The following is a 16,742-nucleotide window of genomic DNA, read 5'->3' as shown; positions in this document are numbered from 1 at the left end:
ATATTGGCTGACAGTTGGCTAAAAGGGTTAACGTAACAATCTTCAATGCCAGTCTGAGAGCAGACTGCGCTGCGCCATTACCCTTGAGACGTCTTTTTATATATCTCCCTTACATCCCTATCATGAGATAACGCCTTAGACAGTCACTCCTATATTCCCAGCGGCAGATGGTCATATACCGTATGTCTACCAGCGGCAGGGCTAGTGTGACTTCGACCAGTTTATCTATCTTTGTAGATTACTTGGCTGCGTTTTTATGTCATTGGCTCTGCAACAAAAAGCCATTTCATAAAGCGACAATCGTGCTGGTTTACAGGTTTTAATTTTCAATGAAACGTATGATGGAGCTGTTTACGATCAATGCAGTCGCTTTTGGCCAACACCCAAAGTGAGTGCGTTTGGTTTGATGGTTTTAGCATACACCTTGGTAGCCAGTCGCCAACTTTGGTAATTCGAATAAGACATTAACGTGTTGTTAAGGAGTCTAAGGTCAGCGTTAATACTCTTACTAGCAGTGATATTCTTGCGTTGTTTTCAAAGCCTTATGTATCTCTATCCTACTATAGGAATAGCGAGTTGAGGGCTTTATTAAATGACGCAGATGTTCATGCTGCCGATATACCAAACAGGACGTCTGGTATCGTTTTAGACTATGGACTAAGTTTTCGCTTATGATTACCATCAAAAAAGGTTTGGATTTGCCCATCACCGGTGAACCCTCCCGCGAGATATCTGAGCACCAACCAACACATGTAGCAGTCATTGGCTATGATTATGTGGGTATGAAACCCACAATGAATGTCAAAGAAGGTGATGTCGTAGCTAAAGGCCAGCCCGTTTTTGAAGACAAAAAACGTGTTGGTGTTATCTACACTGCCCCTGCTGCTGGTAAAGTCGTCGCGATCAATCGCGGCGAGCGCCGAGTGTTTGAAAGCCTTGTGATTGCGGTCGACCCAAACGGTGAAGAAGTAGACTTCGAGCGCTATGACTCCCAGCAACTTGCTGACCTAGACTCGAAGGTCGTTGAAACCCAACTGCTGGCCTCTGGCGAATGGACTGCGTTTCGTACGCGCCCCTATAGCCGCGCACCAGAAATCGGTGCCCGTCCGCATGCCATCTTTGTCACCGCGATGGATACCAATCCACTTGCGTTTGACCCGATGCTGCTGATCAATGAGGAGCTGCAAGCGTTCAATGACGGCCTCGCAGTATTATCTACCCTCAGCCCTAAGACTTTTGTCTGTCATCATGGTGATGCTAGCCTGACGCCCGTTGCAAAAACCGCGGCAAACAACGTCACTGAGTATCATAGTTTTGCAGGTAAGCACCCAGCAGGACTGGCCGGCACGCACATTCACTTTTTGCATCCAATCATGCGCGGTGTCACCGTCTGGACGATTGGCTATCAAGATGTAATTGCTATCGGTAAGCTATTTACCACTGGCCGCTTGTACACACGCCGTATGATTAGCTTGGCAGGCCCTGCAGTCAATACGCCACATCTGATCGCAACCGAACGCGGTGCTGACATCACAGCATTGACCAAAGGCCAACTGGCCGCTGGTGAAAACCGTGTCATTTCAGGCTCAGTGCTGTCAGGACGCAAGGTATTTAGCAGCATCGCTTATCTTGGCCGCTTTCACAACCAAGTCAGCGTCCTACCTGAAGGCCGTGAGCGTCCAGCATTTCACTTCTTTACCGTTGGTAAAAACCGCTTCTCTAAACTGCCGATCTATATCTCGCAGTTTTTTGGTGGCAAAAAATACAACTTCACCACCACCAGCAACGGCTCACCGCGTGCGATGGTACCCATCGGTGTCTATGAAGAAGTCATGCCGCAAGATTATCTGCCAACACAGCTACTACGTGCCTTGATTGTTGAGGACATCGTTAGCGCCGTTGATTTGGGCGCACTCGAATTGGACGAAGAAGATTTGGCATTATGCACCTTCGTCTCTCCTGGCAAATATGAATTCGGTGATATCTTGCGTGATAACTTAACGCGCATTGAGCTGGAGGGCTAACCACGATGAAATTTTTACACAATATGTTCGATCGTATGGAGCCGTCTTTTACCAAGGGTGGCAAACACGAAAAGTACTATGCCATCTTTGAGATGTTCGATACGTTTTTGCGTCAGCCTGGTACCACTACCTACGCCTCGTCACACGTGCGCGATGGTATCGATCTCAAACGCATCATGATTACCGTCTGGCTCTGTACCTTCCCTGCGATGTTTTGGGGTATGTACAATATCGGCCACCAAGCATTAACCGCTATCGCTCAGCTAGGCTTGCAGCCTGAAGGCTGGCGCACGGTCATCACCAGCATGGCAGGCTACAACCCAGATAGTATTTGGGCCAGCTTTGTCTATGGGGCCATGCAGTTCTTACCCATTTATATCGTCACCTTCGCGGTTGGTATTCTCTGTGAGATTATCTTTGCCGTGGTGCGCGGCCATGAAGTCAACGAAGGTTTCTTTGTGACCTCAGTGCTCTTTGCGCTTTGTCTACCGCCAGATATCCCATTATGGCAAGTCGCCTTGGGTATCATCTTTGGTGTGGTCGTGGCAAAAGAGGTCTTCGGTGGTACGGGTAAAAACTTCCTAAACCCGGCCCTATCAGGTCGTGCCTTCCTCTACTTTGCCTATCCAGCGTATATGTCAGGTGACTCAATCTGGACAGCGGTGGACGGCTTCTCTGGCGCGACCCCGCTTGGTCTTGCAGCACTTGGCGTCGCTCCACAAGATTTCGTCGATGTCTATGGTAATGCCATCACTTGGAGTGATGCGTTCTTGGGCAACATGCAAGGCAGTATCGGTGAAGTCTCTACGCTCGCTATCCTCATGGGTGCGGCCGTACTACTGTGGACGCGTATCGCCTCATGGCGCATCATGGCAGGCTGTGTGGTCGGCCTCATCGCCACCTCGCTGGCCTTTAATATGATTGGCTCAGAAGACAATCTGATGATGAATCTGCCGTTTTATTGGCATTTGGTCATCGGTGGCTTCGCTTTCGGTGCGGTATTTATGGCAACCGATCCTGTCTCTGCTGCGCATACCAATAAAGGCCGCTGGGCGTATGGCATCTTGATTGGTTTTATGACCGTATTGATTCGCGTCGTCAACCCAGCCTTCCCAGAAGGCATCATGCTGGCCATTTTATTCGCCAACTTATTTGCTCCATTGTTTGATTACTTTGTTACCCAAGCAAACATCAAACGCCAAACTGCTCGGAGGGTTCGTTATGTCCAAGCCCAAAAGTAATAACGCAAAAACCATCAGCGTTGCACTGACGCTATGTTTGGTGTGCTCTGTATTGGTCTCGGCAGTTGCTGTGGGTCTAAAACCAGCACAAATCGAAAATGCTCGCTTAGACCGTAACAAAAACATCCTCGTTGCCGCCGGCATGTACAATGCTGAGTCAGATACTGCAAGCGATGTGGCTAAGCGTTTTAAAGATTTTGATGTCGAGATCATCGACCTAAATACAGGTGACTATCTCGATGATGAGGCGCTAAAAGCCGCTGGTATCCCTGATCGCAACGCCTATGACGCCAGTCAAGCGACCAAAAACCAAGCTTTGAGTGAAGACTTGGGCGACAACGATCCTGCTGGTATTGGCCGTAAGCCAAAATATGCCAAAGTCTACGTAAAAAGCGACGACGCTGGCAATCCTGAAGTGGTGGTACTACCGATTCAAGGCTATGGCCTATGGGGCACGATCTATGGTTTCTTAACGCTTGAGAGCGACATGAATACCATCAAAGGTATCAGTTTTTATGAGCATAAAGAAACCCCAGGGCTCGGTGCTCGTATCGAAGAGCCAGAGTGGCGCGCCCAATGGAGTGGCATCCAGTCGTATGACGAAGATGGCAATGTGGCTACTGGCGTGACCAAAGCTGGCACACCAAAAGATAACTGGGTCGATGGCATCAGCGGTGCAACCTTAACGGGTCGCGGTGTCAGCAATATGATTCAGTTTTGGCTGGGTGAGCAAGGCTACAAGCCTTATCTAGATAAGCTGCGCCAAGACAGTGGTCAAACGATTGACAATGCAGACACGCAAGCCAGTCAAGCGACGCTGACAGCTAAACCGAACACCGAACTGGCAGCGCCAGTAGCAAACGGCAAGGAGGCATAACATGGCTGACACCAAAAGTATTTTAACCACGCCTATCTTTGACAATAACCCCATTGCCCTACAGATCCTAGGTATCTGCTCGGCATTGGCAGTCACCACCAGCATGGCCAACGCCATGGTGATGTGTGTGGCCTTGACACTGGTAACAGCGTTTTCGAGCTTTTTTATCTCTATCATCCGTAAGCAAATTCCATCGAGCATCCGTATCATCGTCCAGATGACGATTATTGCCTCGTTGGTTATTTTGGTCGATCAGGTACTAAAAGCGGTGGCTTATGATGTGAGTAAAGGTCTATCGGTCTTCGTTGGTTTGATCATTACCAACTGTATCGTGATGGGCCGTGCCGAAGCCTTTGCCATGAGCAATCCGCCTGTCCCTAGTTTTTTGGATGGGATCGGTAACGGCCTCGGGTATTCAGCGGTATTGTTATTTGTCGCAACCATCCGTGAGCTACTCGGTGCCGGTACCTGGTTTGGTATCACCATCTTGCAGCCTGTCACTGATGGCGGCTGGTATATTCCAAACGGTTTGTTATTACTACCACCGTCAGCGTTCTTTATCATCGGTTTGTTTATCGCCATTGTGCGTATCTGGAAACCAGAACAAGTTGAAGACGCTGAGTTTGTCATGAAGCCGCAATCTAAAGGCATGGTACATGGAGGCGGTCACTAATGGGACACTATGTTAGTTTATTTATAACCTCAGTCTTTATCGAGAATATGGCGCTGGCCTATTTCTTAGGTATGTGTACCTTTTTGGCAGTGTCCAAAAAAGTCTCAACGGCCATAGGTCTTGGGGTCGCGGTCATTGTCGTGATGGCCATCACCGTACCGCTAAACAATCTGTTGTTTCAGTTTATCCTAAAAAGTGGGGCGCTGGCATGGGCAGGTTTTCCTGATATTGACCTAAGCTTCTTAGGCCTACTCAGTTATATCGGTCTGATTGCTGCGACCGTACAGATTCTAGAGATGTTCTTAGATAAGTTCGTTCCAAGCTTGTACAACGCGCTTGGGGTGTTCTTACCGCTGATTACTGTCAACTGTGCCATCTTGGGTGGTGTTCTGTTTATGGTGGAGCGTGACTACAACTTTAGCGAATCGGTCGTATATGGCGTGGGCGCAGGTTTTGGTTGGGCATTAGCGATTACCGCATTGGCTGGCATCCGTGAAAAGCTCAAATACTCAGACATCCCAGCGCCGCTGCGTGGTCTTGGTATTACCTTTATCACAGTTGGTCTGATGTCACTTGGCTTTATGTCTTTTGGCGGTATGTCAATCTAAACCGCTACGCTGAAAAGCCTAGTTAGCGATTTGACCTATTTAATTCATTTATTCGGTAGGGGTAGCAGTAGACGCTAGGCGTCCTGTTACTCCCCTACTCCATAGATTAAGGATACATATCATGGATTATGCTACGGCGATTGGTGGCGTTGCTATGTTTACCTTGATCATCATGAGCCTTGTCGCCATTATTTTGGCGGCACGCTCAAGACTGGTCAGTTCAGGTGATGTTACCATCCATATCAATGATAATCCCGATAATGACGTTGTGACACCAGCGGGCGGCAAGCTACTGCAAACTCTAGCAAGCGAAGGTATTTTCTTATCTTCAGCTTGTGGTGGCGGTGGTACGTGCGCGCAGTGTCGTTGCCGCGTTATTGAAGGTGGCGGTTCTATCCTGCCCACCGAAGAAGGCTATTTTACACAAGGCGAGATTCGCAATCACATGCGCTTAGCCTGTCAGGTAGCTGTCAAGCAAGACATGAAAATCGAGATCGACCCTGAGTTTTTTGATGTACAAAAATGGGAATGTGAAGTTATCTCTAACGATAACGTGGCAACCTTTATCAAAGAGCTGGTACTTAAGATTCCAGAAGGCGAGGAAGTCAACTTCCGCGCTGGTGGCTATGTACAGCTAGAAGCGCCGCCGCATGAAGTACATTACAAAGACTTTGATATCGGTGAAGAGTACCGTGAAGACTGGGAAAAGTTCGGCGTCTTCAAATACGTCTCAAAAGTCGATGAGCCTGTCATTCGTGCGTACTCGATGGCCAACTACCCAGAAGAAAAAGGCATCATTAAGTTTAACATCCGTATCGCCAGTCCACCGCCGCGTGGTCCTGAAGGTATCCCGCCGGGCAAGATGTCGTCTTGGGTATTTAGCCTAAAACCTGGCGATAAGGTGACGGTATCAGGTCCGTATGGTGAGTTCTTTGCCAAAGATACCGATGCTGAGATGATCTTCGTCGGGGGCGGTGCTGGTATGGCACCGATGCGCTCGCACATCTTCGATCAGCTAAAACGTCTAAATTCTAAGCGTAAGATTAGCTTTTGGTACGGTGCGCGCTCGATTCGTGAAATGTTCTATGTCGAAGACTACGATCAGCTCGAAGAAGAGTTCGATAACTTTGAGTGGCATGTGGCGCTATCTGATCCATTACCAGAAGATAACTGGGATGGTCCGACCGGCTTTATCCATAATGTGCTACTTGAAAATTACCTAAAAGACCATCCAAACCCAGAAGACTGTGAATACTACATGTGTGGGCCACCGATGATGAACGCGGCGGTAATTGACATGCTCCATAGTTTGGGCGTAGAGGATGAAAACATCCTACTTGATGACTTCGGTGGCTAAGTAAAAAAGCAACACTAAAAGCGATAGTAAAAAAAGAGTCTCAAGTGAGGCTCTTTTTTTGTCAAAAGATTTACCGCTAAGAAAAGCACTGACTCAAAACTTGAACTAAAATCTGAGGCAACGCTATTGGCCTTATAAGTGATAAGGGGTGTAAAATAGGAGAGGTTTAGCGCCGTTATTCGTTGACGCTCCATTCACCCCTTTACCTTATCAAGCTGTGATGACTCATATGACAAATGTAACCTCGTTTTTTGCCGCGTTTTTTGCCGCGCCTCAATCCATACGCCCGACCTTACTGACGATGACCACTGTAGGCGCTATACTGAGCCTCAGTGCCTGCCAGCAGCTCCCTGACTATGACTACCTAAGCGGAGAAACGATGGGCACCAGCTATCATATTAGCTATCAGTTACCAGCAGGGACGGATGAAGCGGCCATACAAGCAGCCATCGATCAGCGGCTGCAACAGATCAATGATAGCATGTCGACCTATCAATCTGACTCTACTATCTCTAAGTTCAACCAACTAGGAAAAGACACACCCATAGCGATCGATGCCGACTTTGCGCATGTGCTTGAGGTGTCGCGCACCGTCTATCAGCAGTCCGGCGGTGCCTTTGATCCAACTGTGATGCCCCTAGTAGAGACGTGGGGTTTTGGTAGTACCATGACCGTCGAGCGCTTACAAAATCCGCCCACTGCGCTCGAGATCGCTCAAGCAAAAGCCTTGGTCGATTTTGACAGTATCGTACAAGATCAGCAAAGCATCTACAAAACCAAAGAAGGCGTGGGGCTGGATTTTTCTGCGGTGGCAAAAGGCTATGGCGTCGATGTCATCGCTGATGTGCTCAAAAACAACTATCAAATCAAAAACTATATGGTGGAGATAGGCGGCGAGATTGCGACCTCTGGTGTCAACAAACAAAAACAACCTTGGCAAATCGCTATCGACGCCCCTATCGAAGACAGCACCGTCAGTGAGCGCGAGACCATATCAGCGATTCGCCAACCTATCAGCACGGCCAATCAAATGCATCTGGCGACCTCTGGCAACTACCGCAACTCTGTGGTGTTCGATGGCGAGCGCTATAGCCATACCATCGACCCCACCACGGGCACTCCCATCGCGGGCGGCGCGCCTTCTGTCACTGTCGCCGCAGAATCTGTGGCGCTGGCCGATGCGTGGGCGACGGCGCTGACTGCCATGCCGTATCAGCAGGCGCTAGACGTCGCTCAAAAGCAAAACCTAGCGGCGATGTTTGTGGTATTAGCCGATACCGATAATGATAGTGATAGTGATAAAAAAACCATCAAAGACGCTGACAATATTGGGAAATGGCAAGTGGTACAGACACCAGCGATGCAAGCATTACGCGCCGACAAACCCTTGTAAACTGCCAGCTGCATGCGCCAAACATCTTCATACACTCAAGCGGCATCTGCAAAAATCTGCTATACTATAAAGGTGTTGTCTTTATAGATGACAGCCCTATTTTTAATACGAGGTTTCCTCTATGTTTACTCAATTGCTCCCCATGCTTGCGATTACCTTTACCGTATTTGTGCTGTTTTTTGTCTTTATGGGTATTGGATATATGGTGAAAAAAAAGCCCCTAAAAGGCTCTTGCGGCGGGGTGGCCAAACTGATGGGCGACGAGCATTGCTCATTTTGTGGCAACGACCCAAACAAATGCGACTCACTCATCGCCGAGCAGCAAGAAACCGCGCTTAAAGCCGCTCAGTTAGGCAAATCTATCTAGAGTAGATATAAATACCGCGTCTGTTACCATACGCTGGTAGTATTTAGTCATCAATTGTTCTTATAATAGCGTCAAACTCTACAAAATAGAGTTGGCGCTATTTTTCTTGTGCTATATTTGTTTTGTTAGCTTTATAAGCCGCTGATGTTTTATAAATCTAGAATCAAACCTTCATCGTTATCATCCATATACTAAGTTTGCCCTGCTTGAGAGGGCAGCAAGTTCATATGACAGGCTTTCTGCCCGTGTTGTAAAGCCCTAACGGCTTTTCTAACTCATCGTTTTCATGAGACTTTTCTGGTGTTATTTGATAAGCGGCGCTGCGGCGACGCTATCTAATGACGTGTTTTTTATTTTATATAATAGTCGTGCTGCCATGTCTACCTCCGCAAATATGTCTGCTTCTCAAACAAAAGCGTCAAAATCCTCCATCCCGCCATCATCACGCTTTACTTTTTGGCTGGTGTTATGTGCGATCGTATTACTTGCGACCAACATGCGCGCACCTATCGTGGCGCTTGGCTCTATCGCACCTGTGGTGCAAGAAGCGCTCGGTATCTCTGAGACTGAGCTTGGCTGGCTGGGCGCAGTGCCGATGCTGACTTTTGCCTTGGGCGCGCTTATCTCGCCTGCCATCAGTAAGCGCTTTGGGCTTGAGAATACCTTGATTGCGATGATTGCCCTGCTGACAATTGGCATGGTCATCCGCTCGGTGATTCCGACTTGGATTGGCTTTTTGAGCGGGACGGTATTACTAACGCTGGCCATCGGTTTTGCCAACACCTTGGCCGCGCCTGTCATCAAACAGCGCACACCCAATCACATACCGCTGGTAACAGGCTGCTTTAGCTTGACCTTGACCGTCGCCGCAGGCATCGTCGCAGGTGTGGTGCTGCCGTTATCTGAGCAGTTTGGTTGGCAGTGGGCGCTTGGCGGTTGGGCGCTTTTGGGCTTTTTTGCCTTGGTTTTGTGGGTGTTTTTGCGGGTGCGGCTAGGCTCATCGACACGGGTGGTGGCGCCGCTCGCTACCGGCTCATCAGACATTTCGGTATGGCGCTCAGCATTTGCTTGGCAGATTGCGGTGTTTATGGGTCTGCAGTCTTTGTTGTTTTATACCGTTGCCAGTTTTTTACCGTCAATTTGGCTCAGTAAGGGGCTGTCTGCGGTGAGTGCTGGACAAATGGGCTCGGTGTTTCAGTTTATGGCACCGGTGGCGATTTTGAGCCTGACGTGGCTGGTCAATCGCGGTCGACCGATTCAGGCACTGGCCGTCTTTGCCGCCGCCTTAAACGTGTTTGGTGTATTGGGCATCATGTACCTATCGACCGACCTTGCTTGGCTGTGGTCTGGGCTCATGGGCATGGGCTGTTCGGCGATTTTTACCTTAAGTATGATGCTGTTTTCGATGCGCACTTATACCGCCAACCAATCCAGCGAGTTGTCTGGTATGGCGCAGGCAGTGGGGTATCTACTGGCGTTTTTTGGTCCGCTTGGTACTGGCTGGATCCATGATGCCACAGGCAGTTGGGACTTGGCGCTGTTTATGCTGCTGATCTTGATGATCATCAACGTCGTGATGGCATGGCTGGTCAGTCGCCCAATCATGGTCGATGGTAAGCACGCTTAACATCGGCTTAACCCCAAATCACGGTAACCTTATCATAATATTGGTCGCGATCTTATTTTGCTACACTGGTTTGATTGCTTATAGGATAGACTACGTATTATGAAACCATCTTCTCGTTTGACTTCGCACCTACCGGTGGCGGCTCTTTTAGCCATGGTGATGGCCACCACTGGTTGTCAAAAATCGCCTGATAATGCTGATACCACGCCAGCCGACAGCACACAACCAACCCCGCCTATCAGCCAAACTACTCAAACCAGTCAGACTGCCGACACATCATCCACCTCACGGTTGGATGAGCAGCAAGCAGCGCTGACCATCTTGGCGCTGGGCGACTCCTTGACCGAAGGCTTGGGCGTGTCGCCTGAAGATAACTACCCTGCCCAACTAGAAGCTCAGTTAAAAAAAATGGGCTATTCCAATATCACTGTCGTCAATTCCGGCTTGAGCGGCGAGACCAGCACAGGGCTGGTCAATCGCTTGGATTGGGTGCTACAGACCAAACCTGATATCACCATACTGACCATCGGTGCCAACGATGCCATGCGCGGTATAGAAGTCGCCACTATCGAAAATAACATTCGTACCGCCATCAAACGCTTGCAAGCAGGTGGCAGCGAAGTCATTTTGGGCGGCATGCAGATTTATGACAATCTTGGCTCAGACTACGTAGAGTCGTTTGCCGCGATTTATCCGCGCATCGCCGAAGACACGGGGGTTACGCTGATTCCGTTCTTTTTGGACGGGGTGGGCGGTGATGCCGCTCTCAACCAAGCGGATGCCATTCACCCGACTAAAGAGGGCTATCGCATGATCGTTAATGAAAATGTTTTGCCAGTGCTTATGCCCAAGCTAGAAAAAATAGTCGAAAGTGAGCGTAATTAAAGGCGCTTATCTATAGCTGCTTCACTTCGATGCCTTATGGCCTTAAACCAACCAACCGGAACTGCCCATGACCGCCACACTTACCAGTAACGCCATACTCAGTGCCGAGCATTTACATAAAACCGTGCAAGTCGGTGAGCAATCGCTGGCCATCATCAAAGACGTCAGTATCCATGTCGATGCCGGCGAGTTTGTGGTGATTATGGGCAAATCAGGCTCAGGTAAATCCACCTTACTGGGTCTACTGGCCGCGCTTGATTATCCCGATAGTGGCTCGGTTACGTTGGCTGGACAAACGCTAAGCGCTCTTGATGAAGAGGCGCTAGCGGTGATTCGTCAGCGCGAGATGGGCTTTGTCTTTCAGTCGTTTCATCTACTGCCGACCTTGAGCGTGCGCGAAAATATCGCTTTTCCGCTAGATATCGCGCGGCGTCCTGATCCTGCGCGGGTCGATGCCTTAATCGAAGCAGTCGGGCTCGGCCATCGACGTGATAGCTTGCCCAGTCAACTATCCGGCGGTGAGCAGCAGCGCACAGCGGTGGCGCGCGCGCTGATCGCCCAGCCCAAGATTGTCTTTGCCGATGAGCCGACAGGCAACTTGGATGAGCAAAACGCCGAGCAGGTCATGCAGCTATTGCTAGACTTGCGTGCGCAGACAGGCTCGGCGCTGGTCGTCGTGACGCATGATCCAGCGCTCGCTGACATGGCCGATCGAGTCATCACCATGCATGACGGTACGATAGATGGGTCAAACGCTGATGAAAAATAAACCAAGCGCTGCTACAACTCAGTCTGCTACAACCCAGTCTCATGGCCTGATAGGTCCGCTGTTTACTCGCACGTTAGGCGCGCAAGCCCTGACCCGTAGCTGGTGGCGACGCTGGGTGTATCCGGTATTGTTTTTATTGACGCTGACGCTATCACTGGCCACTTATCTGAATCTGGACTCTATCCAGCAGTCCGTCGATCACTACATCACTGACAATCAGCGAGCGCTGGTCGGCGGCGATCTGATACTCAACAGCAAACAAGACTGGCCAAGCGAGGTCATGGCACAAGTCAACACCCTGCCTGCCAGCCAAGTCGTCTACGATCATCAGTTTAGTGCGATGGTGGTGAGCGCAGAGCAGACATTGCTGACGCAGCTCAAAGCCGTCTCTCCCGCTTATCCATTATATGGCGACGTCGAGCTGGCCTCCGGACAGCCGCTTTGGCAACAGCTGACAGCCGATAGCATCATCGTCGCGCCAGAGGTGCTAAATGGTCTTGGCGCTACCGTCGGCGATGTCGTCACCATCGGTGATGGACGCTTTACCATCCGTGATGTACTGACCAAAGAACCAGATCGTCCTTTAAGTGCCTTTGGTTTTGGCGGGCGGGTCCTGATGCAGCAACAAGCGCTGGCAGCCACCAACCTATTGGGGCAGCGCAGCCGTGTCAACTACCGTATCGAGATGGCAGGAGATGCCGAGACAATAGCGGCGCAGCATGCAAAGCTTGAGCAGCTACTCGTAAGCCACCCTGATATCGAGCTGTCTGACGCTCAGTCAGCGGATACGTCTGTCTCGCGTATTTCTGATAATGTCTTGATGTTTTTAAAGCTATTGGTCATCGCCGTCCTCCTGCTCTCGGCGGTGGCGATGTATGGGGTGATTAGTGCCTTTGTCAGCAAAGAGCAGCAAAACAACGCCATTCGCCTCGCCTTAGGTGAGCCGCTTGCCTCGCTCAAACGCAGCTACTACCAGTTACTACTTACGACCACCGTCATCGCTTGTATCGCAGCGAGTATCCTTGGTGCCGGCTTACTACAGGTCAGTCAGCCCTACCTTGGCGCTATCTTACCTGCCGATGTGGCGCTAGCGATCAACCCCATTAGCATCCTAAAAACCATCATCATTGCGCTGCTCTTGAGCTTTGTCATCGCCCAGCGCGGTTTACGCCCGCTGAACCACACCAAGCCTGCAACCTTGCTCAATCAAGGCGCAAGTCAGTCCAATCAAAACCTGCCATGGTATCGACGCCTGCCTATACTATGGTACGGGCTGATGCTAACAAGTCTGTATGTGTTTTTTGCTTATGAAGTGGGCTCGTGGCTACTGGGCGCGCAGCTGCTGATCGGCCTGATTGGCTTTGTCGCGATATTTTGGCTGCTTGCTCGTGGCTGGCTATGGCTCTTGGCACAACTGGCCTCGCGCCGCCGTATCAGCTGGAGGCAGCGTATCGCCATTCATAATTTGGCGCGCAAAGGCAACCAATCGGCGCTGTTTTTTGTCACCTTATCGCTGTCGGTCGCTGTCCTAACACTTATCACCACGCTTAATCACAGTATCAACGAGCAGTTTATCAACACCTACCCTGCAGACGCGCCCAATATATTTTTGCTCGATGTGCAAAGCGAACAACACGACGCGATTAATAACATCATTGGCACACCGGTCAGCTATTACCCCGTTATTCGCGCGCGTATCATCACCGCTGGCGGCGTGCCTGTACAAGATATCGAGCCTACAGAAGGTTTTGATGATCCGTCGCGAGTGTTTAACTTAAGCTACGCCGACACGGTGATGGATACTGAGTTCATCACTGATTCTCTAGAAAAAAACGCGCTCTATGCGCCTATCACCACCGATCATACCGATAATAACAACAACGCCGCACAGACCATAGCACCCCTATCTATCTTGGATACGGCCGCCAGTTTGCTCAATGTCGGCATGGGCGACGAGATTGTTTTTAATATCCAAGGGATCAAAATCATCGGGCAAATTACCAGTATCCGCTCGCGCTTCGATCGTGGCCCGAGTCCGTATTTTTATTTTTTGTTTGAGCCATCGGTGCTGTCCCGCGCGCCGCAAATCCAGTTTGCCACCGCGCATATCCCTGAGGACCGTATCGCCGAGGTACAAGGTCAGCTGGTACGCAAGTTCCCTGCTGTCACCACCATTGACGGTACCGCTATCGCTGAGCAAGTCCAAGATTTGGTCGTGCAAATGAGCCGCTTGGTCTATGTCTTCACCCTATTGGCATTGCTAACAGGCATCATGGTATTGATCAGCTCGCTGCTGTCCACTTCACAGGACCGTATGACCGAGAGCGCCTCATTTAGACTGCTAGGGATGCAAAAGCGCGACTTGTATATGCTTAATATCTTAGAGATTGGCGTACTAGGGGTGAGCGCCGCGGTGTTTGCGATGACGATTGCCAGCGCCGGCGCTTGGTTTGCGATTACCCAGTGGTTTGATTTGCGCTTTAGCGTGCCGTGGGCGAATCTGGCTATTGGTGGCGGATTGCTTCTCGCCCTGCTGCTGGGTATTGCGATTATTTATGTGAGATTGGTGATTGGACGGGGGATTATGGCTCAGGTCAGGGCGATGATTTAGGGTAGAAAAAGTCTCTAATAAATGTGTATAGTCGTACAAACTAAATCGTACTAGAATATTTTTAATTAACAAGTGTTTTATAATTTATAAGTATAAAGATTAATGCTATTATCTATTTAGCTCTAAATAACGCAAACAATTTAACAAATTGTAAGCTTGTTATTGATGAGCTTGTCACACCATATGACAGCTATATGACGTACTGTTTCAAACGTGCGCTATATTTAAGTGGCGACATTGTTCAACGCTTAAGAAAGCTTGCTCATACTTTGCGTGGAGCACTCTTGCCCTTGCTACCTAGTACTCAAGAGGATGAAACAATATCAAATGGTGATGACATGGTGAACATATCGAAAATAGCTTTCCTGTTAAATAAACTCATTGAGCCGCTATTATGGCTTGAAAGAGCGGTACTGATAAACGGCGCACTATCGCCAACAGCACCATTTGCGACAAAGGCATACATATTTGTGGCAGTATTGATAACAATTGCACACGCTTTTGTGTTAATATATAAAAGTGAAATAATCCGTAAGAAAATCGCAAAACTGGTGGGTATGGCTCTAAATGACGTTAACAATTTAACTGATTGTAAGGTTGTTATAGATGAGCTTATCATTCCATATGACAGCTATATGACGTACCGTGTCAAACGTGCGCTATATTTAAGTGGCGACATTGTTCAACGCTTAAGAAAGCTTGCTCATACTTTGCGTGGAGCACTCGACCTTCGTCATGATTATCTAGTGAATAGACCTTTTGCATAAATTCTTTATTTTATTAGTAAAATTTGATATATGAATTTTTGCAAAAGGTTTGTTGAATAGAAGCAAGGGAGATAGTCATGACAGATAAGGTTAAATTCTCATCCTATGTGAAAGATAATTTCAAAACAACCCTCAATCAACTCGCTAAAAACAAGTCGAAAGCAGACAACTCTTACCATACTAAATACATCACAGTTAATGAATATCTAAATAGCTTTAATGACAAAGCTTTAAATAGTATTTGTAAAAAAATATCAAATTTTAAGTACAACTGTGATCATTTGACCCCTATCATTTTGCCTAAAACAAACTGTCTTAACGTAATGTCGTTAGACAACACTCGTTTAGTGTGTGTCCCCTCAGTGCAAGATAGAGTCCTTCAAAAACTATTTTTAGATTATCTTAAAAAATATTATGGCGAAATCTATGATAGATTCTGTGAGTATGACCACGCCTTGAATAAAGATATTCATAAGAAAGAAATAGATACGACAAATAAAGACGGTCAGCCAACTAAGAAAACTATACATGGCATTCGTAAAGCCTTAGATGACGTTATAGAATATCGGAGCAAGTATAAATACGTTATTAAAGCAGATATCGTTAAATTTTTCGATAATATAAATAGAGAAATCGCTGTAAAGAAATTTGAAAAAGAGTTTATCGGACCAGATGAAGATAGAGAGCTAACTGCTATCTTCAAAAGTTTTATTTATTGCGATGCTAAGCTAGATTATGGCGATCTAAAGTACAAAAAACTGATAGAAAAATATCTAGAAGAACTTAAGGGCAAGGGTGTTCGCCAAGGCATGCCAATAGCATCATTGTGTTCTTCAATGTATTTGTACGAATTTGATAATTTAATGGTTAAGAACAATATACCGTATATACGTTATGCAGATGACTTCCTAATTTTTGATAACTCTTATAGCAAGGCTAAGAAAATTAAGGAACACGTTCAAAAAAATCTTAAAAATATTGGTTTAGATATTGAAAAGGGAGTCGGAAAACCGAAAACCAAAATATATGGTGCTAGAGGAAAATTTACATACCTAGGCTTTGATATAGTTTATAACGCTAGACTACAATCTTATCAACGACGAATTCCTAGACCAGTTTTTGATAAAGCGATAGGACGAATAAATAGTTTCCAATCGATGACCAAGGTTAAACGTGAATGCGGTAACTATGTCGACTTTAGTTTATATCTTAGAATACTTATTTCAGGATATACGAACTTCTATAATAAAGATTTGGCTATCAATGGCGCAAAGTTTGAGCGAGATTTAATAGCAGCATCTAAAAATGTTAGAAAAAAACTGATTACCGATAATCTCAATATAGATTTTGAAGATATCGGCTCAGCAAATAAAAGAATGTTCTTTTTTGGAATCAAATAAATCTGACCTACTTATTGTAAATTCTACCTTTGCTCTTTAAATCATCGGTAGGGTTAGCTAACAAATCCTTCAGACAGAACGCCCTCTACTCACCTAGAGGGCGTTTTTTACTTCACAACCTGTATAGACATATAAGTCAATAT

The 16,742-nt window shown here is 47.7% G+C and carries 14 protein-coding genes; all 14 read left to right on the top strand.

Annotation, left to right across the window (positions count from 1 at the left end):
* Nucleotides 1-671: 671 nt before the first annotated feature.
* The 14 genes from JFC05_RS06750 to JFC05_RS06685 all read left to right on the top strand — a co-directional run bounded on the left by JFC05_RS06750 (nucleotide 672) and on the right by JFC05_RS06685 (nucleotide 16,599).
* Complete coding sequence (locus JFC05_RS06750; protein ID WP_198336306.1) at nucleotides 672-2,024, top strand: Na(+)-translocating NADH-quinone reductase subunit A; 1,353 nt, start codon at nucleotides 672-674, stop codon at nucleotides 2,022-2,024.
* Between the two features lie 5 nt (nucleotides 2,025-2,029).
* Nucleotides 2,030-3,265, top strand: a complete 1,236-nt coding sequence (locus JFC05_RS06745) for an NADH:ubiquinone reductase (Na(+)-transporting) subunit B (protein WP_192995121.1) — start codon at nucleotides 2,030-2,032, stop codon at nucleotides 3,263-3,265.
* Nucleotides 3,246-4,142 (top strand): Na(+)-translocating NADH-quinone reductase subunit C, encoded by an 897-nt coding sequence (locus tag JFC05_RS06740; RefSeq protein WP_198336305.1) that lies wholly within the window; start codon nucleotides 3,246-3,248, stop codon nucleotides 4,140-4,142. Before JFC05_RS06745 ends, JFC05_RS06740 begins: the two co-directional genes overlap by 20 nt.
* A gap of 1 nt (nucleotide 4,143) precedes the next feature.
* A complete protein-coding gene (locus JFC05_RS06735; RefSeq protein WP_075101260.1) occupies nucleotides 4,144-4,815 on the top strand; it encodes an NADH:ubiquinone reductase (Na(+)-transporting) subunit D in 672 nt (223 codons plus the stop codon).
* Nucleotides 4,815-5,423 carry an NADH:ubiquinone reductase (Na(+)-transporting) subunit E gene (gene nqrE / locus JFC05_RS06730; RefSeq protein WP_075101261.1) on the top strand — a complete coding sequence of 203 codons (609 nt, stop codon included), beginning with the start codon at nucleotides 4,815-4,817 and terminating at the stop codon, nucleotides 5,421-5,423. The genes JFC05_RS06735 and nqrE overlap by 1 nt, the downstream gene beginning before the upstream one ends.
* Before the next feature lie 121 nt (nucleotides 5,424-5,544).
* Complete coding sequence (nqrF, locus tag JFC05_RS06725; RefSeq protein WP_105244401.1) at nucleotides 5,545-6,780, top strand: NADH:ubiquinone reductase (Na(+)-transporting) subunit F; 1,236 nt, start codon at nucleotides 5,545-5,547, stop codon at nucleotides 6,778-6,780.
* A 301-nt stretch (nucleotides 6,781-7,081) separates the two neighbouring features.
* Nucleotides 7,082-8,173, top strand: a complete 1,092-nt coding sequence (locus JFC05_RS06720; RefSeq protein WP_227697448.1) for an FAD:protein FMN transferase — start codon at nucleotides 7,082-7,084, stop codon at nucleotides 8,171-8,173.
* A gap of 121 nt (nucleotides 8,174-8,294) precedes the next feature.
* On the top strand, nucleotides 8,295-8,540 hold the full coding sequence (nqrM, locus tag JFC05_RS06715) for a (Na+)-NQR maturation NqrM (protein ID WP_198336303.1): 246 nt from the start codon (nucleotides 8,295-8,297) through the stop codon (nucleotides 8,538-8,540).
* A 343-nt stretch (nucleotides 8,541-8,883) separates the two neighbouring features.
* Nucleotides 8,884-10,167: an MFS transporter gene (locus JFC05_RS06710; RefSeq protein ID WP_244658185.1), complete on the top strand. Its 1,284-nt coding sequence runs from the start codon at nucleotides 8,884-8,886 to the stop codon at nucleotides 10,165-10,167.
* A 99-nt stretch (nucleotides 10,168-10,266) separates the two neighbouring features.
* Nucleotides 10,267-11,052 carry an arylesterase gene (locus JFC05_RS06705; RefSeq protein WP_198336301.1) on the top strand — a complete coding sequence of 262 codons (786 nt, stop codon included), beginning with the start codon at nucleotides 10,267-10,269 and terminating at the stop codon, nucleotides 11,050-11,052.
* 67 nt (nucleotides 11,053-11,119) lie between these two features.
* Nucleotides 11,120-11,821: an ABC transporter ATP-binding protein gene (locus JFC05_RS06700; RefSeq protein ID WP_198336300.1), complete on the top strand. Its 702-nt coding sequence runs from the start codon at nucleotides 11,120-11,122 to the stop codon at nucleotides 11,819-11,821.
* Complete coding sequence (locus JFC05_RS06695) at nucleotides 11,811-14,432, top strand: ABC transporter permease (protein ID WP_227697444.1); 2,622 nt, start codon at nucleotides 11,811-11,813, stop codon at nucleotides 14,430-14,432. The genes JFC05_RS06700 and JFC05_RS06695 overlap by 11 nt, the downstream gene beginning before the upstream one ends.
* Before the next feature lie 194 nt (nucleotides 14,433-14,626).
* A complete protein-coding gene (locus tag JFC05_RS06690; protein WP_198336299.1) occupies nucleotides 14,627-15,199 on the top strand; it encodes a hypothetical protein in 573 nt (190 codons plus the stop codon).
* Between the two features lie 77 nt (nucleotides 15,200-15,276).
* Nucleotides 15,277-16,599 (top strand): reverse transcriptase domain-containing protein, encoded by a 1,323-nt coding sequence (locus tag JFC05_RS06685; RefSeq protein WP_198336298.1) that lies wholly within the window; start codon nucleotides 15,277-15,279, stop codon nucleotides 16,597-16,599.
* Nucleotides 16,600-16,742: the final 143 nt, after the last annotated feature.

It is taken from the genome of Psychrobacter celer (assembly GCF_016107555.1).
Lineage (GTDB): Bacteria > Pseudomonadota > Gammaproteobacteria > Pseudomonadales > Moraxellaceae > Psychrobacter > Psychrobacter celer.
The sequence above is the reverse complement of the archived record's forward strand: the minus strand, read 5'-3'. Positions and strand labels throughout refer to the sequence as shown.

What these genes read in the sequence shown, in the direction of transcription:
- JFC05_RS06750 (WP_198336306.1), top strand. Translation starts at nt 672, where the DNA reads ATGATTACCATCAAAAAAGGTTTGGATTTGCCCATCACCGGTGAACCC.
- JFC05_RS06745 (WP_192995121.1), top strand. Translation starts at nt 2,030, where the DNA reads ATGAAATTTTTACACAATATGTTCGATCGTATGGAGCCGTCTTTTACC.
- JFC05_RS06740 (WP_198336305.1), top strand. Translation starts at nt 3,246, where the DNA reads ATGTCCAAGCCCAAAAGTAATAACGCAAAAACCATCAGCGTTGCACTG.
- JFC05_RS06735 (WP_075101260.1), top strand. Translation starts at nt 4,144, where the DNA reads ATGGCTGACACCAAAAGTATTTTAACCACGCCTATCTTTGACAATAAC.
- nqrE (WP_075101261.1), top strand. Translation starts at nt 4,815, where the DNA reads ATGGGACACTATGTTAGTTTATTTATAACCTCAGTCTTTATCGAGAAT.
- nqrF (WP_105244401.1), top strand. Translation starts at nt 5,545, where the DNA reads ATGGATTATGCTACGGCGATTGGTGGCGTTGCTATGTTTACCTTGATC.
- JFC05_RS06720 (WP_227697448.1), top strand. Translation starts at nt 7,082, where the DNA reads ATGACCACTGTAGGCGCTATACTGAGCCTCAGTGCCTGCCAGCAGCTC.
- nqrM (WP_198336303.1), top strand. Translation starts at nt 8,295, where the DNA reads ATGTTTACTCAATTGCTCCCCATGCTTGCGATTACCTTTACCGTATTT.
- JFC05_RS06705 (WP_198336301.1), top strand. Translation starts at nt 10,267, where the DNA reads ATGAAACCATCTTCTCGTTTGACTTCGCACCTACCGGTGGCGGCTCTT.
- JFC05_RS06700 (WP_198336300.1), top strand. Translation starts at nt 11,120, where the DNA reads ATGACCGCCACACTTACCAGTAACGCCATACTCAGTGCCGAGCATTTA.
- JFC05_RS06695 (WP_227697444.1), top strand. Translation starts at nt 11,811, where the DNA reads ATGAAAAATAAACCAAGCGCTGCTACAACTCAGTCTGCTACAACCCAG.
- JFC05_RS06690 (WP_198336299.1), top strand. Translation starts at nt 14,627, where the DNA reads ATGACGTACTGTTTCAAACGTGCGCTATATTTAAGTGGCGACATTGTT.
- JFC05_RS06685 (WP_198336298.1), top strand. Translation starts at nt 15,277, where the DNA reads ATGACAGATAAGGTTAAATTCTCATCCTATGTGAAAGATAATTTCAAA.